This window comes from Brachybacterium sp. AOP3-A1-3, from assembly GCF_052378285.1.
In the GTDB taxonomy this organism is placed as follows: domain Bacteria; phylum Actinomycetota; class Actinomycetes; order Actinomycetales; family Dermabacteraceae; genus Brachybacterium.
Genome location: NZ_JBQSXM010000001.1, coordinates 372,646 through 390,951 on the forward strand (window position 1 = coordinate 372,646; position 18,306 = coordinate 390,951).

At 71.4% G+C, this 18,306-nt stretch carries 14 protein-coding genes and 1 pseudogene; 12 read left to right on the forward strand and 3 right to left on the reverse strand.

Going from position 1 to position 18,306, the window contains the following annotated elements; translation table 11 throughout:
* Window positions 1-15: 15 nt before the first annotated feature.
* Complete coding sequence (locus ACT3T5_RS01680) at window positions 16-324, reverse strand: hypothetical protein (protein ID WP_444593399.1); 309 nt, start codon at window positions 322-324, stop codon at window positions 16-18.
* Window positions 325-435: 111 nt separating this feature from the next.
* Window positions 436-1,383: an EamA family transporter gene (locus ACT3T5_RS01685; protein ID WP_444593400.1), complete on the reverse strand. Its 948-nt coding sequence runs from the start codon at window positions 1,381-1,383 to the stop codon at window positions 436-438.
* A gap of 70 nt (window positions 1,384-1,453) precedes the next feature.
* Here ACT3T5_RS01685 and ACT3T5_RS01690 point away from each other — a divergent pair, with 70 nt between their 5' ends.
* From ACT3T5_RS01690 to ACT3T5_RS01745, 12 genes and pseudogenes are all read left to right on the forward strand, one after another.
* Window positions 1,454-1,972: a MarR family winged helix-turn-helix transcriptional regulator gene (locus ACT3T5_RS01690; protein WP_443343331.1), complete on the forward strand. Its 519-nt coding sequence runs from the start codon at window positions 1,454-1,456 to the stop codon at window positions 1,970-1,972.
* A 2-nt stretch (window positions 1,973-1,974) separates the two neighbouring features.
* Window positions 1,975-2,865 (forward strand): SDR family NAD(P)-dependent oxidoreductase, encoded by an 891-nt coding sequence (locus ACT3T5_RS01695; protein WP_443412416.1) that lies wholly within the window; start codon window positions 1,975-1,977, stop codon window positions 2,863-2,865.
* A gap of 145 nt (window positions 2,866-3,010) precedes the next feature.
* Window positions 3,011-4,792: an ABC transporter transmembrane domain-containing protein gene (locus ACT3T5_RS01700; RefSeq protein WP_444593401.1), complete on the forward strand. Its 1,782-nt coding sequence runs from the start codon at window positions 3,011-3,013 to the stop codon at window positions 4,790-4,792.
* Entirely contained in the window at window positions 4,789-6,579 is a 1,791-nt protein-coding gene (locus ACT3T5_RS01705; RefSeq protein WP_343923601.1) for an ABC transporter ATP-binding protein, read from the forward strand. Before ACT3T5_RS01700 ends, ACT3T5_RS01705 begins: the two co-directional genes overlap by 4 nt.
* 139 nt (window positions 6,580-6,718) lie before the next feature.
* The gene (locus ACT3T5_RS01710; RefSeq protein ID WP_444576463.1) at window positions 6,719-7,033 is read left to right on the forward strand and encodes a putative quinol monooxygenase; all 315 of its coding nucleotides are present in this window, start codon (window positions 6,719-6,721) and stop codon (window positions 7,031-7,033) included.
* A gap of 270 nt (window positions 7,034-7,303) precedes the next feature.
* Entirely contained in the window at window positions 7,304-8,200 is an 897-nt protein-coding gene (locus ACT3T5_RS01715; RefSeq protein WP_444593402.1) for a hypothetical protein, read from the forward strand.
* Window positions 8,197-8,544 carry a GntR family transcriptional regulator gene (locus ACT3T5_RS01720; protein ID WP_193118083.1) on the forward strand — a complete coding sequence of 116 codons (348 nt, stop codon included), beginning with the start codon at window positions 8,197-8,199 and terminating at the stop codon, window positions 8,542-8,544. The genes ACT3T5_RS01715 and ACT3T5_RS01720 overlap by 4 nt, the downstream gene beginning before the upstream one ends.
* 123 nt (window positions 8,545-8,667) lie before the next feature.
* Entirely contained in the window at window positions 8,668-9,480 is an 813-nt protein-coding gene (locus tag ACT3T5_RS01725; protein ID WP_193118084.1) for a DUF1684 domain-containing protein, read from the forward strand.
* A gap of 54 nt (window positions 9,481-9,534) precedes the next feature.
* A complete protein-coding gene (locus tag ACT3T5_RS01730; RefSeq protein ID WP_444593403.1) occupies window positions 9,535-10,347 on the forward strand; it encodes a TVP38/TMEM64 family protein in 813 nt (270 codons plus the stop codon).
* 256 nt (window positions 10,348-10,603) lie between these two features.
* The gene (locus tag ACT3T5_RS01735) at window positions 10,604-12,817 is read left to right on the forward strand and encodes a PTS sugar transporter subunit IIA (protein WP_444593404.1); all 2,214 of its coding nucleotides are present in this window, start codon (window positions 10,604-10,606) and stop codon (window positions 12,815-12,817) included.
* A gap of 4 nt (window positions 12,818-12,821) precedes the next feature.
* Window positions 12,822-13,964 (forward strand): annotated as a pseudogene (locus tag ACT3T5_RS01740) (mannitol-1-phosphate 5-dehydrogenase); the annotation flags it as partial.
* A 277-nt stretch (window positions 13,965-14,241) separates the two neighbouring features.
* Window positions 14,242-14,514, forward strand: coding sequence for an HPr family phosphocarrier protein (locus ACT3T5_RS01745; RefSeq protein ID WP_444593405.1), 273 nt, complete (start codon window positions 14,242-14,244; stop codon window positions 14,512-14,514).
* A gap of 103 nt (window positions 14,515-14,617) precedes the next feature.
* Here the strand turns inward: ACT3T5_RS01745 and ACT3T5_RS01750 are convergent, their stop codons facing one another.
* Window positions 14,618-18,187, reverse strand: coding sequence for a glycoside hydrolase domain-containing protein (locus ACT3T5_RS01750; RefSeq protein WP_444593406.1), 3,570 nt, complete (start codon window positions 18,185-18,187; stop codon window positions 14,618-14,620).
* Window positions 18,188-18,306: the final 119 nt, after the last annotated feature.

Below are 18,306 nucleotides of genomic sequence, written 5' to 3' on the forward strand. Positions count from 1 at the left end.
CCCGCGAGCCGCGCCTCAGGTGCCGACGGCGATGACCCCGCGGAGCATGCGCGGCTCCTCGATCTCGTCGAGCACGGCGAGGGCGAAATCCTCCATCGAGATGCGAGACGTGCCGTCAGCAGCGATCACGAGGTCCGGGACGGACCCGGCACGGCCGACATGAAGGCGATAGGAGCCCCGAACGTCACCCGGGGCGAGCTCCACGGCAGGCGCGAAGTCCGCCGCCGGCGCCAGGAAGGTCCAGGCGTTTTCCGGACCGGCCGACTGCAGCACCTCGAGCTGGCTGGCGCTCGCGGCGGCGATCGGCCTGATCGCCGGGGACACCCAGCGGGATCGCCGTCGTCCTGGAGGCGATGACGACCTCGTGGTCACGTCGCCGCGCCTCGGCGGCGATGCGCGAGCCCGCCGCGCCGGTCCCCCCGATGATCAGGACCCTCATGCCGCCACCTCCCGTCGGCGCACGGATCCCTGCGCGGCGACCACCGCGATCAGCGCGACGGCGAAGCCACCCAGCTGGACGGCGGTGAGCTGCGCGCCGAGCACGAGGAGACCGAGCACGGCTGCGACCAGGGGAGAGAGCACCGGCAGGAAGGCGGCGCTACCGGCCGGCATCCGGCCCAGGCCCCGGAACCACAGCGCATAGGCCAGCAGCCCGCCCACGAGCGTGAGCCAGGCGTAGCCCGCCACGGCCTGCGCGTCGAGCACCGGCGGCGCGCCCTCGACGGCCATGGCGAGCGGGAGGATCACCAGGCCGCCGGCCGTGAGCTGCCAGCCCGCGAAGGCGATGGGGCCGACGGGTGGCCGCCATCTCGCGGACAGCACCGTGCCCACCGCCATGGACGTCACGCCGCCCAGGCCGGCGAGGATCCCGAGCGGATCGAGTGCGGCGTCAGGTCCGAGCACCATGGCTGCGACCCCGAGGACGGCCATGATTCCCCAAATCAGCCGCCGTGCGGTCGGTCGTTCCCGGAGCAGGACGGCGGCGAGCACCGCGACCAGCAGCGGCCCGGTGGCACCGAACACTCCCGCCACTCCCCCGGGCAGCAGATAGGCGGCGAGGAACAGCAGCGGGAAGAAGGCGCCGATGTTGAGCGTTCCCAGGAGCAGGGAGCGCCACCACCAGTGACCGTGCGGGAGGGCGCGGCCGATGGCGAGGGCGAGCAGACCGGCGGGCAGCGCCCGCAGGGCCCCTGACCACAGGGGATGGTCCGGGGGCAGCAGCTCGGTGGTGACGACATAGGTGGTGCCCCAGGTGATCGGGGCGATCGCAGTCAGGGCGACGGTGAGAGCCGGGGTCGTGCCGGGCGTCGGAGACGGCGGGGATCCGTGCGGGTTCGGAGGCGAATCATCTCGGCGTGACCTTTCGATATCTAACTGTTTCATGATTGACAATCTAGAGGCCCGGTAGGCTTGCGTCAAACAGTTCGAGATCTAACGTTCAGAAGGAGGCGACATGGCCGACCGCGTGAGCGACTTCCTCGCCCAGTGGGCCCGGGAGCGCCCGGACATCGACGCGACCCCGATGGGGGTGATCGGCCGCCTCTCTCGCGTCGACGAGATCGCCGGCCGCACCCTGCAGGCGACGTTCCAGAGTTTCGGTCTGCATCGCGGGGAGTTCGACACCCTCGCCACCCTGCGTCGTTCCGGGGCGCCGTTCACGCTCACCCCTGGCGAACTGGCGGCGTCGAGCATGGTCACCGGCGCCGCGATGACCAACCGCCTGCAGCGGCTGGAGGACAAGGAACTGCTCGAGCGGACGATGGACCCGTCCAATCGGCGCCGGGTGCTGGTGCGCCTCACCACGACCGGACGGGAGCTGGTCGACGAGGTCGTGGTCCCCCACGTGCGCGCCGAGCAGGAGCTGCTGGACGCCCGGCTCAGCCGCGAGGAGCAGACTCAGCTGGCGACGCTGCTCGAACGCTTCCTGGAGATCTCGGGCGATACCTCCATCCACGACGCGACCAAGGACTGACCATGGACCAGAGCACGACAGGCACGTCCGTCCCGACCCCGACCCCGCCCCCGACCACCATCGTCATCACGGGCGCCTCCGACGGCATCGGCGCCGCCGCGGCCCGCCAGCTCGCCGGCCAGGGCATCCGACTGCTCCTAGTGGGCCGCTCACCGGAGAAGACCGCGGCCGTCGCGCGAGACGTCAGCGCCGAGCACTTCGTCGCCGACTTCGCCCGACTGGACGACGTGCGCCGCCTCGCCGAGGAGCTCTCGGAGGCGACGGCCGGACACGGCATCGACGCGCTCGCCAACAATGCGGGCGGGATCTTCGGCGACCGCACCCCCACCGTCGACGGCTTCGAGAAGACCATCCAGGTCAACCACCTCGCCCCGTTCCTGCTCACCAACCTCCTGCTGCCGCGCCTGCTGGCCGGGAGCGCCGCGGTCGTGAACACCTCGAGCGTGGCGAACCGGCTGTTCGGGCACCTCGACGTCGAGGACCTCGACAACATGAAGCGCTACAGCCCGCGCAAGGCCTACGGGGACGCGAAGCTCGCGAACGTGCTGTTCACCCGCAGCCTGCACGCAAAGTTCCACGACCAGGGGATCTCCTCCGCGGCGTTCCACCCCGGGCTGGTGCGCACGAGCTTCTCCGCAGGTTCTCGCAGCCCGATGCGCTGGCTCTACCAGTCACCGCTGGCACGCCTCGCGCCGATGATCAGCCCCGAGCGGGGCGGAGCGACCCTGGCCTGGTTCCTCACCGGCACTCCGGGCTCGACCTGGACCTCGGGGCGCTACTACGACCAGGACCGGCCCACCATGGCCGTGAACCCACAGGCCGACGATCTCGAGCTCGCCGAGGCGCTGTGGCAGCGCAGCGCCGAGCTGGTGGGGCTGCCGCACACCGCCTGAGCGAGAGCCGCGCATGGCACCCGGGGCCGCGCCCCTCTCGGCGCCGGTGACCGCCCTCGCCCTCGCCCCCCCCCCTGCACCTCAGGTTAGGGTTGCCTTCATAGCGCCGGACCCGGCCGCGACGACTCTTCCTCTCGAAGGCCCCATGCCCACCTCACCCACCAGCGGCTCCCTGCTCCGGCGGGCCATCGGCCGCCGCCTGCGATTCGTCGTCCCGGGCCTGCTGCTGATGGCCACCTGGCAGCTCTGCGAGGCCCTCGTGCCGATCTCCATCGGGCTGATCGTGGACCACGCGATCGTGCCCCGGGACCGCGCCGCCCTGCTGCTCTCGATCGCCGGCCTCCTGCTGCTGTTCACGGTGCTCTCCTTCGCCTATCGCTTCGGGGCTCGACGGATGAACACGGCACTGCAGCTGGAGGCCCACGACCTGCGGGTCGAGGTGGCACGCCACGCACTGCTGAGCCGCGGCGCGCTCGATGGGCGCCGGCCGGGCGCGGTCCTGTCGCTCTCCTCGGCGGACGCCGACGTCGCCGCGATGATCTTCCGACAGCTCGCCTCCGGCGGCTCCGCGCTCATCGGCATCGCCGGCGCCTCCGCATACCTGCTGTGGGTCGATCTGCCGGTGGGCCTGGTCGTGATCCTCGGGGTCCCCCTCGCCCTCCTGGTCGTCGCCGGCCCTTCCCGGGCGATCTCCCGGCGCAGCGGTGATCAGCAGGCGGCGGTCGCCGAGGCCGGCGCGGTCGCGAGCGACACGATGGGCGGCCTGCGGATCCTCAAGGCCATCGGTGGTGAGCGCTGGGCCTCTCAGCGCTACCATCGCGCCTCCGCCGACGCGGCCGCCGCCGGGGTCCGCACAGCCGATGTCTCCGGTCGGGTCTCCGGCCTCGGCGCCCTCGGCGTCGGCGTGATCCTCGCAGGGGTGGTGCTCATGGCGGGCTGGCGCGTGACCACGGGCGACCTCAGCGTGGGCCAGCTGGTCTCGGTGATCGGCGTGGCCGTGTTCTTCTCCGAGCCGATCCAGACCCTCACCATGACGATGACCGTGTTCGCCCGCTCCCATGGCGCGGCCGGGAAGATCGCGGACTTTCTGGGCGGCGGTCGATCCGTCGAGCCGACGGGGCCGCTGCCCACCGGCTCCGCGGTCGCCGTCGACTCCCTGGACCTCGGGATCCACCACATGGTGGACCTGCGGATCAGCGACGGGGCGCTGTGCGTCCTGGACGTCTCGGAGCCCGCGGCGGCCCTCCAGCTCGCCCGGGCCCTCTCGGGCGGTGCGGGCGCGGATCGGGTCCTCGTGGGCGACTCCCGCCGCGACGAGATCGCCCGCCCCCTGGCCGGGGCGATGATCAGCGCGCCGCATGCGGCGGATCTCTTCGCCGGAACGATCCGTTCGAACATCACGATGCTCCACGACCCGGGCACCCCGGTGCCCGGGTCGGTGCTCGCCGCCTCAGGTACCACGGAGGTGCTCGGGGTGGTCTCCGGCGGCCTGGACCACGAGGTGCGCGAGGCGGGCAGCAACCTCTCCGGCGGCCAGCGCCAGCGGATCGCCCTGGCCCGTGCCCTGTACGCGGACCCGGAGGTGCTGGTGCTCGAGGACCCCACCAGTGCCGTCGACTCGGTGACCGAGTGGCACATCGCGCGGGGCGTGCAGCGGGAACGCACCGGCCGCACCACCATCGTGCTGACCTCCTCCCCGGCCTTCCGCGCCCTGGCCGACGAGATCCACGAGATCCCCGCCGAAGGACCCGCCGATCCAGATCTGGATCCGGCTCCAGCCCCGGATCCAGCGGCGGCTGCCTCGGCCAGGGCTCTCGTCCCGACCCCGGCAGAGGCTGACCACGAGCAGGCGTGGGAGCAGGCCAGCGAAGAGGCCCGCGACCAGGTTAGTGAGCAGGATCGCGAGACCGCCGGGGGTGAGCGATGATCCTGCCCACCGCCTCCCGACGGCGTGTCCTCGCGGCCCTCCGCCCCCTCCTGTCCGGGCGCCTCCTTCTGCTGCTCCTGATCGCCGTCGCCGGGTTCGTGACCGCGCTGGCCGGCCTCGTCGGCCCCTGGGTCGTGGGCGGGCTCGTGGACGCGCTGCGCGTCGAGACCTCGATGCGCCCGGTGGTCCAGGGCGCCGTCTGGATCCTTGTCGCCGGCATCGTGGGCGGTCTGGGCACCTGGTTGAGCCGCTGGTGGATGGGCGCGCTCGCGGAGCCGGCCGTCGCATCGCTCCGGGAGGACGTCCTGGACGCAGCCCTCGCCGTCGACTCCTCCGTGGTCGAGAGCGGAGGGCGCGGAGATCTCGTCTCCCGCGTCGCGGAGGATTCCCGGGTGGTCACCGAGGCCGCCTCGGCCATCCTGCCGATGTTCCTGCAGTCGCTCTTCGTGGTGGTGGTCTCCGCCGCGGGCATGACGGTGGTGGATTGGAGGCTGGGTCTCGTCGGCCTCGTCGCCGTCCCCATGTACGCGTTGACGCTGCGCTGGTACCTGCCCCGCTCCGGGCCGATCTACGCCCAGGAGCGGATCGCGTTCGGTGTGCGCTCGCAGCGCATGCTCGGCGGCATCGGCGGCGCCACCACCCTGCGGGCGTACGAGGCCGAACGGGTCGAGCTCGAGCGCATCGACGCCGCGTCGGTCCATGCGCGCACCCTGTCGATCGACGTGTTCCGCTTCCTCACCCGCGCCTTCTCGCGCAACAACCGGGCCGAGGCGGTGGTCCTCGCCGCCCTCCTGGTGGCCGGGTCCCTCCTGGTCGAGTCCGGTGGGCTGACGGCCGGCGGCGTCGCGACCGCAGCGCTGCTGTTCCACCGCCTGTTCAATCCGATCGGCGCACTGGTCGGCATGTTCGACGAGATCCAGTCCGCCGGCGCCTCGCTCGCACGGATGGTCGGCGTGATCGACCTGCCGTCGTCGTCGACACGATCAGCACGTGCGGCAGAACCAGTCGGCATCGCGGCGACGGCGGGCGCCCCGGCCCTCGAGACGCTGCCGCCGGCGGACGGCTCGCTGCTGCTGGACGGCGTCGGGCACTCCTACGAGGTCGACCACCCCGTGCTCGCCGCGGTCGATCTGCGGATCGCGCCGGGCGAGGTGGTCGCCGTCGTAGGTGCCACCGGCGCCGGCAAATCGACGCTCGCCCAGATCGCCGCCGGCACCGTGCCGCCCACGACCGGGACCGTCCGCCTGGGAGCCGACGCCGTTCGCGACCTCTCCGCCCCTGCACTGCGACGACGGATCTCGATGGTCAGCCAGGAGGTGCACGTCTTCGCCGGCAGCATCGCGGAGAACGTGCGCGTGCCCGCCCCGGAGGCCGACGACGGTGCCGTCCTCGCCGCCCTGAGCACCGTCGGGGCCCACCGCTGGGTGAGCAGTCTGCCCGACGGCACCGACACCGTGGTGGGCGACGGCGGGCAGCCGCTGACCGCCATGCAGGAGCAGATGCTGGCTCTCGCCCGCATCGTCCTGGCGGATCCGGAGTTCGTGGTCCTCGACGAGGCGACGGCGGAGGCCGGCTCCTCCGGCGCCCGGGATCTCGAGACCGCGGCACGCGGGGTGCTCACGGGCCGGGGCGGGCTCGTGGTCGCCCATCGCCTGTCCCAGGCCGTCACCGCCGACCGCGTACTGGTGATGAAGGGCGGCAGGATCGTCGAATCAGGAACCCACGAGGAGCTCAGCCACGGCGACGGCCTCTACGCGACGCTCTGGGAGGCCTGGACCGCACGGTGAGGGCGATCCGCCGCGAGGCGTCGGCCCCACAACCGTCGCCGTCGCGGAGGTCGCGGTGCTGGGACGGGGTGGAGTCGAGCGGCTCGACCAGGCAGGATGGACGCTCAGGACCCCACCCCGATCAGCACCAGGAGCCCCCATGACCGCTGTCGTCGTCACCGCCATCTTCTACCCCAAGCCCGGCAAGAAGCAGGAGCTCGCGGACGCCATGCAGCGCGGCATCGCCGCCGTGCACACCGAGGAGGGCTGCGAGCTCTACTCCATCCACGACGCCGAGGACGGCACGATCACCATGATCGAGAAGTGGTCCTCCGTCGAGGCGCTCGACGCCCACGGTGACAGCGACCAGGTGAAGATCTTCCGCGCCGACGTCGCCGACCTCGTCGAGAAGCCGGGCCTGGTCACCCGCATGACCCCCATCCCCGCCGGCACGGAGGCCCAGGGCCTGCTCTGAGCGGACAGAACTGCTGCACGACCAGCTCGACAGCGCGGCGGCCGACGGGACCATCCCGTCGGCCGCTTCTGTTTTTCAGCGGCCGCCACCAGGGTGACCATCGGTGCCGCTACAGCCAGCACAGCCACCACGCCGGCACGCCGGCACCCCATCGAGGCCACCAACGCGGCCACCGCGGGCCGGTGGCGCTGGCCTTCTCACCCTCGATAGCGTACTAAGCGTCTGATACGGTTTGTGTCATCCGACTGATACGGATCGAGGTTTCTTCTGATGTGGCTCCTGCTCCTTCCACTCGTCGTGGGCGTGCTCTGCGCGGCCCTGCTGCGATTCGTCCTCCGTGGCCGGCTCCCCCGCCTCGCTCGGCCGGTCGGCCTCGTGACCGCTCTGGCTGCCGGCGCCTCGTCGCTGATCATGATCGTGTTCTCGACGTCCCCGTTGATCCCGATGTATGTCACCGACCTCCAGTCCTTCCCCTGGGACGTGTACGCCGCCGTACGCTTCGTGCTGCCGCTGGCGCTCGGGGTCCTCACGGTGCTCCTGCTCGGACTCCCTGCGCGCGACCGTCGCTCCAACGGGGCCCAGCTGACGCGGCGCACCTGGACCTCGTTCCTGAGCGGGCCATGGATGGTGACCCTCGGGATCGTGCTCGCGCTCGTCGTCACCATCACCGTGGCCACCGGCCTGGTCTCGGAGCGTGATGAGGCCGGCCACTTCACGCGTTATGTCATCGAGCTGGGCAGCGGGGGCGCCGAGACCGACTTCTACGGTTGGCACTACTCCCTGGCGCCGATGATCACCCTGGTCATCCTGCTCGCGGCCACAGTGATGGCATGGGCGGGCATCGCCCGGCCGCCGCATCCGGAGGACGTCGAGCAGGACATCGCGCAGCGCCGCCTGCGGAGCACGAACGTCGCCCGCATCACGACCGGAGCGCTGCTGCTCCACCTCGCGTCGGTCCTCCGTCTCCTGAAGTCGACGTCCACGATGAGTCTCACCGTCGGTGCCGAATCGGGAGAGCACTTCTCCACGGGTTCGGCGTTCTCCGACCTGGCACCCTTCCTGGAATACGGTGCCCCGCTCCTCGCGGCGATCGGCCTGGGGCTCTGGGTCTACACCGCGCTGACGGCTCTCCCTCGGTCCGCGAGGACCTCTCGGGAGTCGGCATGATCATCGAGATCACCCCGGCCGGTGGGAGCCCGGCCGAGCAGATCCACGACCAGATCGCCGGGCTGATCACGACCGGCGCCCTCGCCCGTGGGGACCGCCTGCCCTCCGTCCGGCAGCTCGCCACCGATCTGCAGGTCGCCCCGGGCACCGTGGCGAAGGCCTACCGGGCGCTGGAGGCCAGCGGGCTGATCGTCTCCCGCGCCGGCTCCGGGTCCCGGGTGAGCGACCAGGCCTCCCCCGTCTCCCCCGCCGTCGCCCGCGCCGCGCGACGCCTCGCCTCGAGCTCGCGCGAGGACGGTCTCGACCTGGACGCCGCCATCCGGGTGCTCCGCGCCGTGTGGTGACACCGCGTGGTGACACCGCGAGCTCCCTGCCGACTGCTTTGTGTCCGCAGATCACGCGCCCCGTGCACGGCAGCCCCCTCCAGAGGCAGACTCGAGGCACACGCACCGAGCGAGGAGACGCCCATGAGCACCACCGCCCAGACCCCTGACAGCGCCACGACCACCTGGCAGGGCTTCCGCCGCCGTCGCGACGAGTCCCTGGCCGCTCCCCACGGCATCCTCGCCCAGGTGGGGATCCGGTGGATCGATCCTTCGGCCGGTCCTCAGCGCCTCGAGGGCGTGCCCGGCAGCTGGGAGATCGTGGACGATCGCGCTGTCGTCCACCTCGACGGCACGGATCTGACGGTGCTCGCCGAGGCCCCTGACGTCGAGGTCCACGAGGACGCCGACCGCACCACCGTGACCGTGACCGGCACCGGCGATGTGCGCCTGGCGAGCTACGGCGAGGACGTGAGGATCGACGTGATCCGTCGCGGTGGCCGGATCGGCCTGCGTCTGCTCGACCCGTCGGCCCCGCGCCTGACCGCCTTCGACGGCGTGCCCACCTTCGACTACGACCCGGCCCTCGTGCTGACCGGCACCTGGCGGCGCGAGACCACCACCGTGACGGTCGACTCCGCGATGCCGTGGCTGCAGCAGGAACTGCCCTCCCCCGGTGTGGCCACCCTCGAGATCGACGGCACGGCCGTGGACCTCGTGCTGACCGGGGAGTCGAGCATCCTGTTCACCGACGAGACCTCCGGGACAGACACCGCCGACTGGCGCCAGGTGAGCGCACAGCTCGACGACGACAAGGTGCGGGTGGATCTCAACTATTCCCTGAACTTCCCCTCGGCCTTCAGTGCCTGGGGCACCTGCCCCCGGCCGCCGGTGGGCAATCACCTGCCGCTCGCGGTGCGGGCCGGGGAGTCCCGGGTGGAGCCCACGGAGCGCTGAACGGCGGAAACGGCGGGAACTGCACGAACAGCGCCAGCACCTTAGGATCGCGGGATGCTCGAGAACTCCTCCGCGCGACCCGCGCAGCCCGCATCCGGCCCCGCTGAGCCCGGAGCCGATGCGACCGGAACTGCTGCGGCAGAGGCCGCTCCGACTGGAACTGCAGCAACCGGATCCGCCGATGACCGTTCGTCGGGCCGGGGCCGACGGGGCGGCGTGCCGTGGGGGTCCGTGCTGCGCAACGTGGCCCTCGTCGTCGCCGTGCTGGCGATGATCTGGCTCGCGCTGAACGTGCGCCTGCCATCGCTCGACGAGCTGCGCGCCGAGTTCGCCGAGCTCGGCGCCTGGGGTCCGCTCGCGTTCATCGGCCTCTACGCCGTCGTCGCCCTCACCCCGATCCCGGTGACGATCATGGCCGTGGCCGGCGGGATGCTCTTCGGCCTGCCGTTCGGGACCGTGCTGTCGATGATCGGCGTGGTGCTGGGGTGCTGGGGCGGCTACTGGATCGCCCGCGGCCTGGGACGCGAGACCGTGATGAAGGGCCTCGGCTCGCATGCCGACATGGTCGAGGACCAGCTGGAGAACGGCGGCTTCTACGCCGTGTGCACGCTGCGCCTCATGCCCGGCATCCCGTACTGGCCGGTGAACTACGGCAGCGGCGCACTGGGCATCACGAGCCGCGACTTCCTCATCGCCACCGCCCTGTCCGCCCTGCCCGGCCAGATCTCCCTCATCGCGATCGGCTCCTTCCTCGCCAATCCCGGCATCGGCCACGGCATCGCCGTGGTGACCTCCTGGATCATCGTGATCATCCTGACTCTGATGTCCTACCGCCGCTGGCGGGCCACCCGCACCGCCGACGCCTGAGCGCCCCGTCCCCGTCGGCCGATCCCCCACTCCGATTCCTCGGCACGGATTCCTCGGCGCCACCTCGACGGATGCCGAGTCCCGGGGTGCCTGTTCCGGGCCGTCGCCAGGACTAGACTGCTCTCACGCCGCCGGAGCCCCTCCTCAGATCCATGCTCGGAGATCGCCCCGCCCGGCCGCAGTGCGCCAGTCGGCGCACGCCGTCGCCCTCCGGAGACCCCGGCCCGTGGTCCCCGGCCATCCCTGAGGACGTGTCATGACTACAACGACCGAGGCCAAGCGCGGGTTCAGCCCGCGCGTGGCCCTGCAGAAGGTCGGCACCTCGCTGTCGAACATGGTGATGCCGAACATCCCGGCCCTCATCGCCTGGGGCATCCTCACCGCCTTCTTCATCGAGGACGGCTGGACGCCGAACGCTCCGCTCGAGAGCGCCGTCGGCCCGATGATCCACTACCTGCTGCCCCTGCTGATCGCGAACACCGGCGGCCGCATGATCTACGAGGCGCGCGGCGCCGTGGTCGGCGTCATCGCCACCATGGGTGTGATCGCCGGCTCCGACTGGCTGATCACCCTGGACAACGCCGCAGCGCTCAAGGAGTGGCTCGCCAGCGGGAAGGCCGAAGCCGACTTCGCGGCCCTGCCCCAGGTGCACATGTTCATCGGCGCGATGATCATGGCGCCGCTCGCGGCCTGGATCATGAAGAAGCTCGACAAGCTGTGGCAGGACCACATCCCCGCCGGCTTCGAGATGCTCGTGAACATGTTCTCCGCCGGGATCTTCGGCTTCATCATGCTGGCGGCCGGCTTCTTCGGCCTCGCCCCGCTGGTGAACGCCCTGATGACCCTGCTGGCCAACGGCGTCGCCGCGCTGATCAACGCGCACCTGCTGCCGCTGGTCTCGCTCCTCATCGAACCCGCGAAGGTCTTCTTCCTCAACAACGCCATCAACCACGGCGTGCTGACCCCGCTGGGCATCGCCGACGCCGCCACCAACGGCAAGTCGGTGCTGTTCCTGCTCGAGTCGAACCCCGGACCGGGCGTCGGCATCCTGCTCGCCTACACGTTCTTCGGACGCGGCGCCGCACGGGCCTCCGCACCGGGCGCCGCGATCATCCAGTTCTTCGGCGGCATCCACGAGATCTACTTCCCCTACGTGCTCATGAAGCCGATCCTCATCCTCGCCGCGATCGGCGGCGGCATGTCAGGCGTGTTCGTCAACGTCCTGTTCAACACCGGACTCAAGGCCCCCGCCTCCCCGGGATCCATCCTCGCGATCTACGGCGTCGCCGCCCGCGACTCCTACCTGGGCATCACCCTCGCCGTGCTCGCCGCGGCCGGAGTGAGCTTCCTGCTCTCCACGCTGTTCCTCAAGATCGGCAAGCAGGACGACGGCGACATCGCCGCCGCCACCGCCAAGATGGAGGAGATGAAGGGCAAGAAGTCCTCCGTCGCCGGCGCCCTGACCGGCGCGGGTGCCGGAGCCGGAGCGGCCGCCGCGGCCGACGGCTCCGGCCACACCGGGCGCATCGACAAGATCGTCTTCGCGTGCGACGCCGGCATGGGCTCCTCCGCCATGGGCGCGACCGTGCTGCGCAAGAAGGTGCGCGCCGCCGGTTTCGCCGACGTCGAGGTCACCAACAAGGCGATCTCCTCCCTGAACGACGAGTGGGACGTCGTCGTCACCCAGAAGGAGCTCACCGACCGGGCCCGCCAGCGCACCGGCTCCGCCGTGCACGTCAGCGTGGACCAGTTCATGAACTCCCCGCGCTATGACGAGGTCGTCGAGCTCGTGCACGAGCGCAACGATCCCCAAGCGGAGACCGACTCCGAGCCGGTCGGCGCAGGAGCGACCGCCGCCACCGTCGGTGCCGGAGCAGCCGGAGCAGCAGCAGGCGCGGGCGCGGGCGCTGGCGAGGGCCACGGCCGTCGTGCGGCCGAGAAGACCGCTCCCCAGCACGAGTCGGCGGGTGCCGCCGGAGCGTCCGAGGCCCCTGACTCCTCCGACGCCGCTGCCGCCTCGGACACGTCGGCCGCCTCCCCGGAGATCCTCTCCCCCGAGAGCATCGTCCTGACCGGCACCGCGACCGATTCCGCCTCCGGCATCGACGAGGCCGGGGCCCTGCTGGTGGGCGCCGGCGCCGTGGACCAGGGGTACGTCGACGCGATGCACGCCCGCGAGGCCACGGTCTCGACGTTCATGGGCAACGGCCTGGCCATCCCCCACGGCACCAACGATGCGAAGTCCACCATCAAGCGGTCGGCGATGTCGTTCGTGCGCTACCCCGACGGCATCGAATGGAATGGCAACCCGACCAAGTTCGTGATCGGGATCGCCGGGGTCGGCAACGAGCACCTCGAGCTGCTCCAGAAGGTCGCCATGACCTTCTCCGATCCCGCCCAGGTCGAGCGCCTCGAGCAGGCCACCAGCGCCGAGGAGATCCTGGCGATCTTCGGCGACGAGAAGGAGTGATCGTATGACCAAGGCAGTGCATTTCGGCGCGGGGAACATCGGCCGCGGCTTCGTGGGCCTGCTGCTCCACGAGGCCGGCTACGAGCTGGTGTTCGCGGACGTCGCCGACTCCCTGATCACCCAGCTGCAGGAGGCGGACTCCTACGAGGTCCGCACCGTCGGCCAGAACCCGACGCAGACGGTCGTCGACGGCTTCAGCGCGATCAACTCGACCAAGGACCCCGAGGGCCTGACCGAGCAGATCGCGTCGGCCGACGTCGTCACCACCGCCGTCGGCGCGCACATCCTGCGCTTCGTCGCACCGAACATCGCCGCCGGCATCGCGGCCCGCCCCGCCGGGGCCCCTCGCCTGGCTGTGATGGCCTGCGAGAACGCGATCAACGCGACCGATCTGCTGGAGCAGGAGATCCGCGCCAACTACCAGGGCGAGGACCTCGACGACAAGGCGCTGTTCTCCAACACCGCGGTGGACCGCATCGTGCCGGTGCAGGCCGACGGTGCGGGCCTGGACGTCACCGTGGAGGACTTCTACGAGTGGGCCGTGGATCGCACGCCCTTCGCCGGCCAGGAGCTGGACGTCCCGGGCATCACCTGGGTGGACGACCTCGGCCCGTACATCGAGCGCAAGCTGTTCACGGTGAACACCGGCCACGCCACCACCGCCTGGCACGGCTGGGCCGCGGGCCATACGACGATCGCCGACGCGATCTCCGATGCCGCGGTGCACGGCCGCGTCACCTCGGTGCTCACGGAGACCTCCGCGCTGCTGGTCGCCAAGCACGGCTTCTCCGAGGAGGACATGGCCTCGTACCGCACGAAGGTGCTGGGCCGTTTCGCGAACACGGCGCTGCCGGACCCGGTCGAGCGGGTCGGGCGCGCGCCCCTGCGCAAGCTCTCCCGGAACGAGCGGATCATCAGCCCGGCCGCCGAGCTCGCCGAGCGCGGGCTGGGATACGAGGGTCTGCTCGCCTCCTTCTCGGCGGCGCTCGCCTTCACCCCCACAGGTGACGACGAGGTGGACCGGCTGCAGGAGATCCTGCGCTCGCAGGACGCCGACGCCGCCGCGGCCGAGATCACCGGCCTGGAGCCTTCGCACCCGCTGTTCGCTGCGGTGCGGGATGCTGTCGCCGCGAGGCAGTCGGCCCTGTGGAAGTTGGTCGACGGGCGCCGCTCACGGTTCCCGTCGGCCCTCCCCTGGCCGCTCCGGCATGGGGCGCGGCGAGGGCGCGGCGAGCAGTGCGACGAGGGCGAGATCGATGCATAGTGGGGACTCTTCCCACTCCTGAGCGATGGTCTGCCCGCTGGGCCCCTGGCCCATGGGGCAGACCGGTATATTTCCTGAGGACACCGTAAGAACTTGGCGCGGGAGATCGCGCCGCCCTTCCGTCGCGAACCGCGCGGCGGCCCGTCGAAAGGCACACACCATGGCAGAGCGCACCGTCAAGATCGCCAGCGCCTCCGGGCTCCACGCGCGCCCCGCGGGCATCTTCGCGCAGGCCGCCGCCGAGCAGAGCGCGACCGTCACCATCGAGAAGGCCGGCGGCAACGCCGTGCAGGCCTCCAGCATGCTCATGCTGATGACCCTGGGCGCCGGTCACGGCGACGAGGTCACCCTGCGCGCCGAGGGCGAGGGGGCCGACGAGTCGGTCAACGCCCTGGCCGACCTCCTCGAGAAGGACCTCGACGCCGAGGCCTGAGCCGGGCTCCCCGAAACCCTCGATATGCACCGTGAACGGTGCATATCGAGGGTTTCGATGATTCTGGTGCCCGCTGAGGAGGGCGCGACCTCGGGGTTCGGCCTCAGCCGGCGCTCGCGCCTCCCTGCTCGAGCTCGCGCAGCGCCTGCTCCCGGAGCCCTGCCATGGCGGCCCAGGCCTCCGGGGTGTCCGCGTCGTCGGCGGCGATCCGGCTCAGCAGCTCATCGGCCCGTGCCGCGCCCTGCTCCCGCAGCAGCCGGAAGATCTCGGCGTCATCGAGTCCGTCGCGCAGGGACTCCCAGCGCAGCGAGGAGATCGGACCCTCGGCGCCGGGGTAGACGATGTACTCATCGCCCTGGCCGTAGCGGTGGCTCGGATGCTCCAGCACGTCCGCGGGCCAGGAGTTGTAGGTCCAGCGCAGGTAGCCGTCCAAGCCGTAGCGAGCCACCTCCCAGCCCAGCATCCGGGAGGACATCGGCGGCGAGGCGGTCACGGTGTTGGGCCGCACCGGATCGTAGAACGTGTAGAACAGCGTCGGCTCCCCGCGTTCCAGCCGCGCCGTGATCAGCTCGGCAGGCACCTCGGCGAGGAAGCTGTGGTTGAAGGAGATGGAGTGGGCGATGTCCGCCTCCTCGAGGGAGTTCGCCGCCAGAGATATCCGCCCGTCCCACTGCGGGGCGACATCGTGGATGACCTCGAACACCGCATCCATGAGGGCTTTCGGTCGCTCGTCGAAGGCTAGCGCCGCCCGATCCCACCAGCCGCGGTCCACCAGGTGCTCGTGCATCGTGGTGAGGAACGCTCCCCATGCCTCGCGGTAGCGCTCATCGCCCAGCTCGACCTTCTCATCGACCTGCTTCCCGCTGCGGGTGTCGACGTAGGTGAGGCGCTGGTCGAGCCGGAACTGGATCATCGCGAACAGGTGGATCGGCCCGGTGATTCCGGCCCGCTCGTGCTCCTGGACGCAGCGGTCGAACTGCGTGGTGTCGAAGGTGAACGTCGTGCCGTCCCACTGCCAGCCCACCAGGGACAGGTAGGAAGAGGCCGTCTGCGGCACGATCTCGCCGGTGTCCGGGTCCTCGATCAGCCAGGGATCGTCCACCACGACGGCGTTGACGACATCCTGCCCGTGGGCGGCGAGGTCCTCCAGGTACGGGCGGCAGGCGATCCAGTGCTCCTCGCTGAAGGTCGTCAGGCCCTGGGCATCAGCGATCGCGTCGGGGTGCCACCACAGGTCCAGTGTGAAGGGTCGCTCCGCGAGCGGGGCGAGCGGCACGGCGGGGATCGTGACGTCCACCGGGTAGCTGCCCAGCGGCCGACGGTCCTGCAGCACGGTCAGGCGCACCGTCTCGGTGCCGCCGGGATGATCCGGCGGCACGGCGATGCTCACCCACAACGGGGACCTGCTGCCTGCGTCGACGTGCGCCGGCAGCGGCGTCAGCGGATCGGTGGTGCTGCTGCCGGTCGACGCACCGCCCGGCTCCACCTCCACGATCTCCTCGACCCTAGAGGCGCTCACCGACAGCTTCCGACCGCGGGCCGTCACGTCGAGCGCTCCAGCGCGCGGGGCCGTCACGACCAGCTGGAGGCTCGTGCGACCGCCCGGAGGGATGGTCACCGCCAGGCGGGTCCCGTCCGGCAGGGTCTCCGGCGTGGGGTCGTCCGGACGCACCCGCACGAAGGCGGACGTGCGGGCATCCCCCGTCGGCAGGGAGACCGCGCCATCGGCCTGGGCTGCGGGGCGGCTGCCGAGGTCCAGAGGGTCGAGCTGCGCTGCGGCCTCGACCCTCTCGCCGTCCGCGGTGCCTCGGGCACGGATGGTGGGTGCCCAGCTGGCGTCGTCGAGGTCGGACTGCTCGAGCTGGTGACCCAGCTGGTCCCGGCCGCGGATCATGGCGGTGGCTCCGGGCTCGAGAGTCTCGATCGTCGCGGAGCCGCCGGCCGAGGAGCTCACCTCGAGGGCGTCCACGGCGAGGCCGCCGGCGTTGCGCACCCGCACCCAGGGCACGGCGAGGTCGCCGACCAGCGAGCGATCCTCCTCATCGGGATAGACGGCGTCGATGACCGGGGTGAGCTCGAGGGCGAAGAGCGGCGTCGTCCCCGCGATGTCGAGGACGACCGATGCGGGGCGGGCGGCGTGCACCTCGCGCGCCGTGGTCCCGACCGCAGGGCCGAGCGCTGGGACGGTCATGGTCGCCGTGGCCTGCAGGGTCAGTGCCCGCGGCCCCGCCAAGCCGCTCGGCACCTCGACGTCGAGGGAGACCTCCGTGCTCGCTCCGGGGGCCAGCTCCGCGACGGCGGCGGGCGCTGCGGTGATGCCGTCGGGCGCCGTGAGCGAGACCTCCGCGCCCGGCGCGGGCTCGGTGCCCTGGTTGGTCACGGTGACCGTCACCGTGGTGCTCGTCCCGGCCGCGAGGGACGTCTCCGCGGGGATCTCGAGCAGCAGGGGCGCCGGGGACAGCGCTCCGACGTCGATCCGGCGATAGCTGATCGTCGAGTAGCCCTCCCGCTCGTACAGCAGCCCGAGCACGCCGGGCTCCCCCTCCAGCGCCACGATCGTCGAGTACGCGGACGCGTCGTCGTCGAGCAGGAACGAGGCAGGCCAGGTCGCTCCGTCGTCGAAGGAGATCTGCAGCGTGAGCTGGCGCCGGATGTCCGCGTCGGCGCAGTTGCTCAGGGCGAGCACGCGGGCGGCCGGATCCTCGGGGCCTGCATCGGGGAAGACGCGGACGATGGCCCCGTTGTTGCCGGGGTCGATCTGCTCGGGGATCGTCTCGAACGCGGTGAAGGTCGCCCCGCCGTCGGTGGAGATGGCCTGGCGGCGATACCCGCCCGGGGCACGGGTGTTCAGCAGCACCGATCCGTCGGAGAGCTCGGCGAGCTTGTTCTCGTCGGCCCCCGGTCCTGCCGGTACCCCGTGCTGCCAGCTCTCCCCGCCGTCGTCGGACCAGGCCGCGACGGCATAGTTCTCCCCATCGATACGGACCACGTAGGACTGCATGATCCTGCCGGTGAAGCCGGTGCCGCGCGTGCGCAGCTGCAGGCCGGTACCGGAGGAGGCGAACATCCCTGCCCAGGCCGGGTCCTTGACCTGCGCGGTGATGCGCCGGTGCTGCCAGGTCAGGCCGTGGTCGTCCGAGACGAGGTGCTCCGCCTGGGTGATGTCCTGATCCTCGGGGTCGTTGCCGGTGCCGGAGGCTGCATAGCCGGCATGCACCGAGCCGGTGCAGAAGCAATGCAGACGCCCGGTGATGTGGTCGGTGAGCAGGCTCGGGTCCCCTGCGGACCAGGCGGCGTCGGCGCGGATCGTGCGGGTCGGTTCCCAGGTGGCGCCGCCGTCGGTCGAGCGGCGCATCACGACGGTGATGTGTGCCGGCAGATCATCCATCGAGTCCCGGGCGTCGAACACTGCGATCAGGCCGCCATCGGCGGCTTGGGTGAGCGCGGGGATCCGTGAACGGAGGGCACGAGGGGTGCCCCAGCGAGCGACGTCGACGAGCGGTCCGAGCGCCTCGGCCTCGACCGGGGCCGCGTGGGATGCACGGGGTTCACCCAGCAGGCTCCCGGCGACCACGGCCGTCGTGCCGAGGGCCGCGCCTCCGAGGACGGTGCGGCGCGAGCAGCCGCCGTCGTCGCGAGGCAAGGGGCTGGGGTGGATGGGGGCGTCGGTCATCGTGGTCCCTCTCGGACGGCGGCACGGAGCCCGCCACCTGGATCACGCCGACGGGTCCGGGCACAGGTTAACCGTTCAACACGGGTTGGGCACCGGGAACTCGGGATCTCGGGACCTCG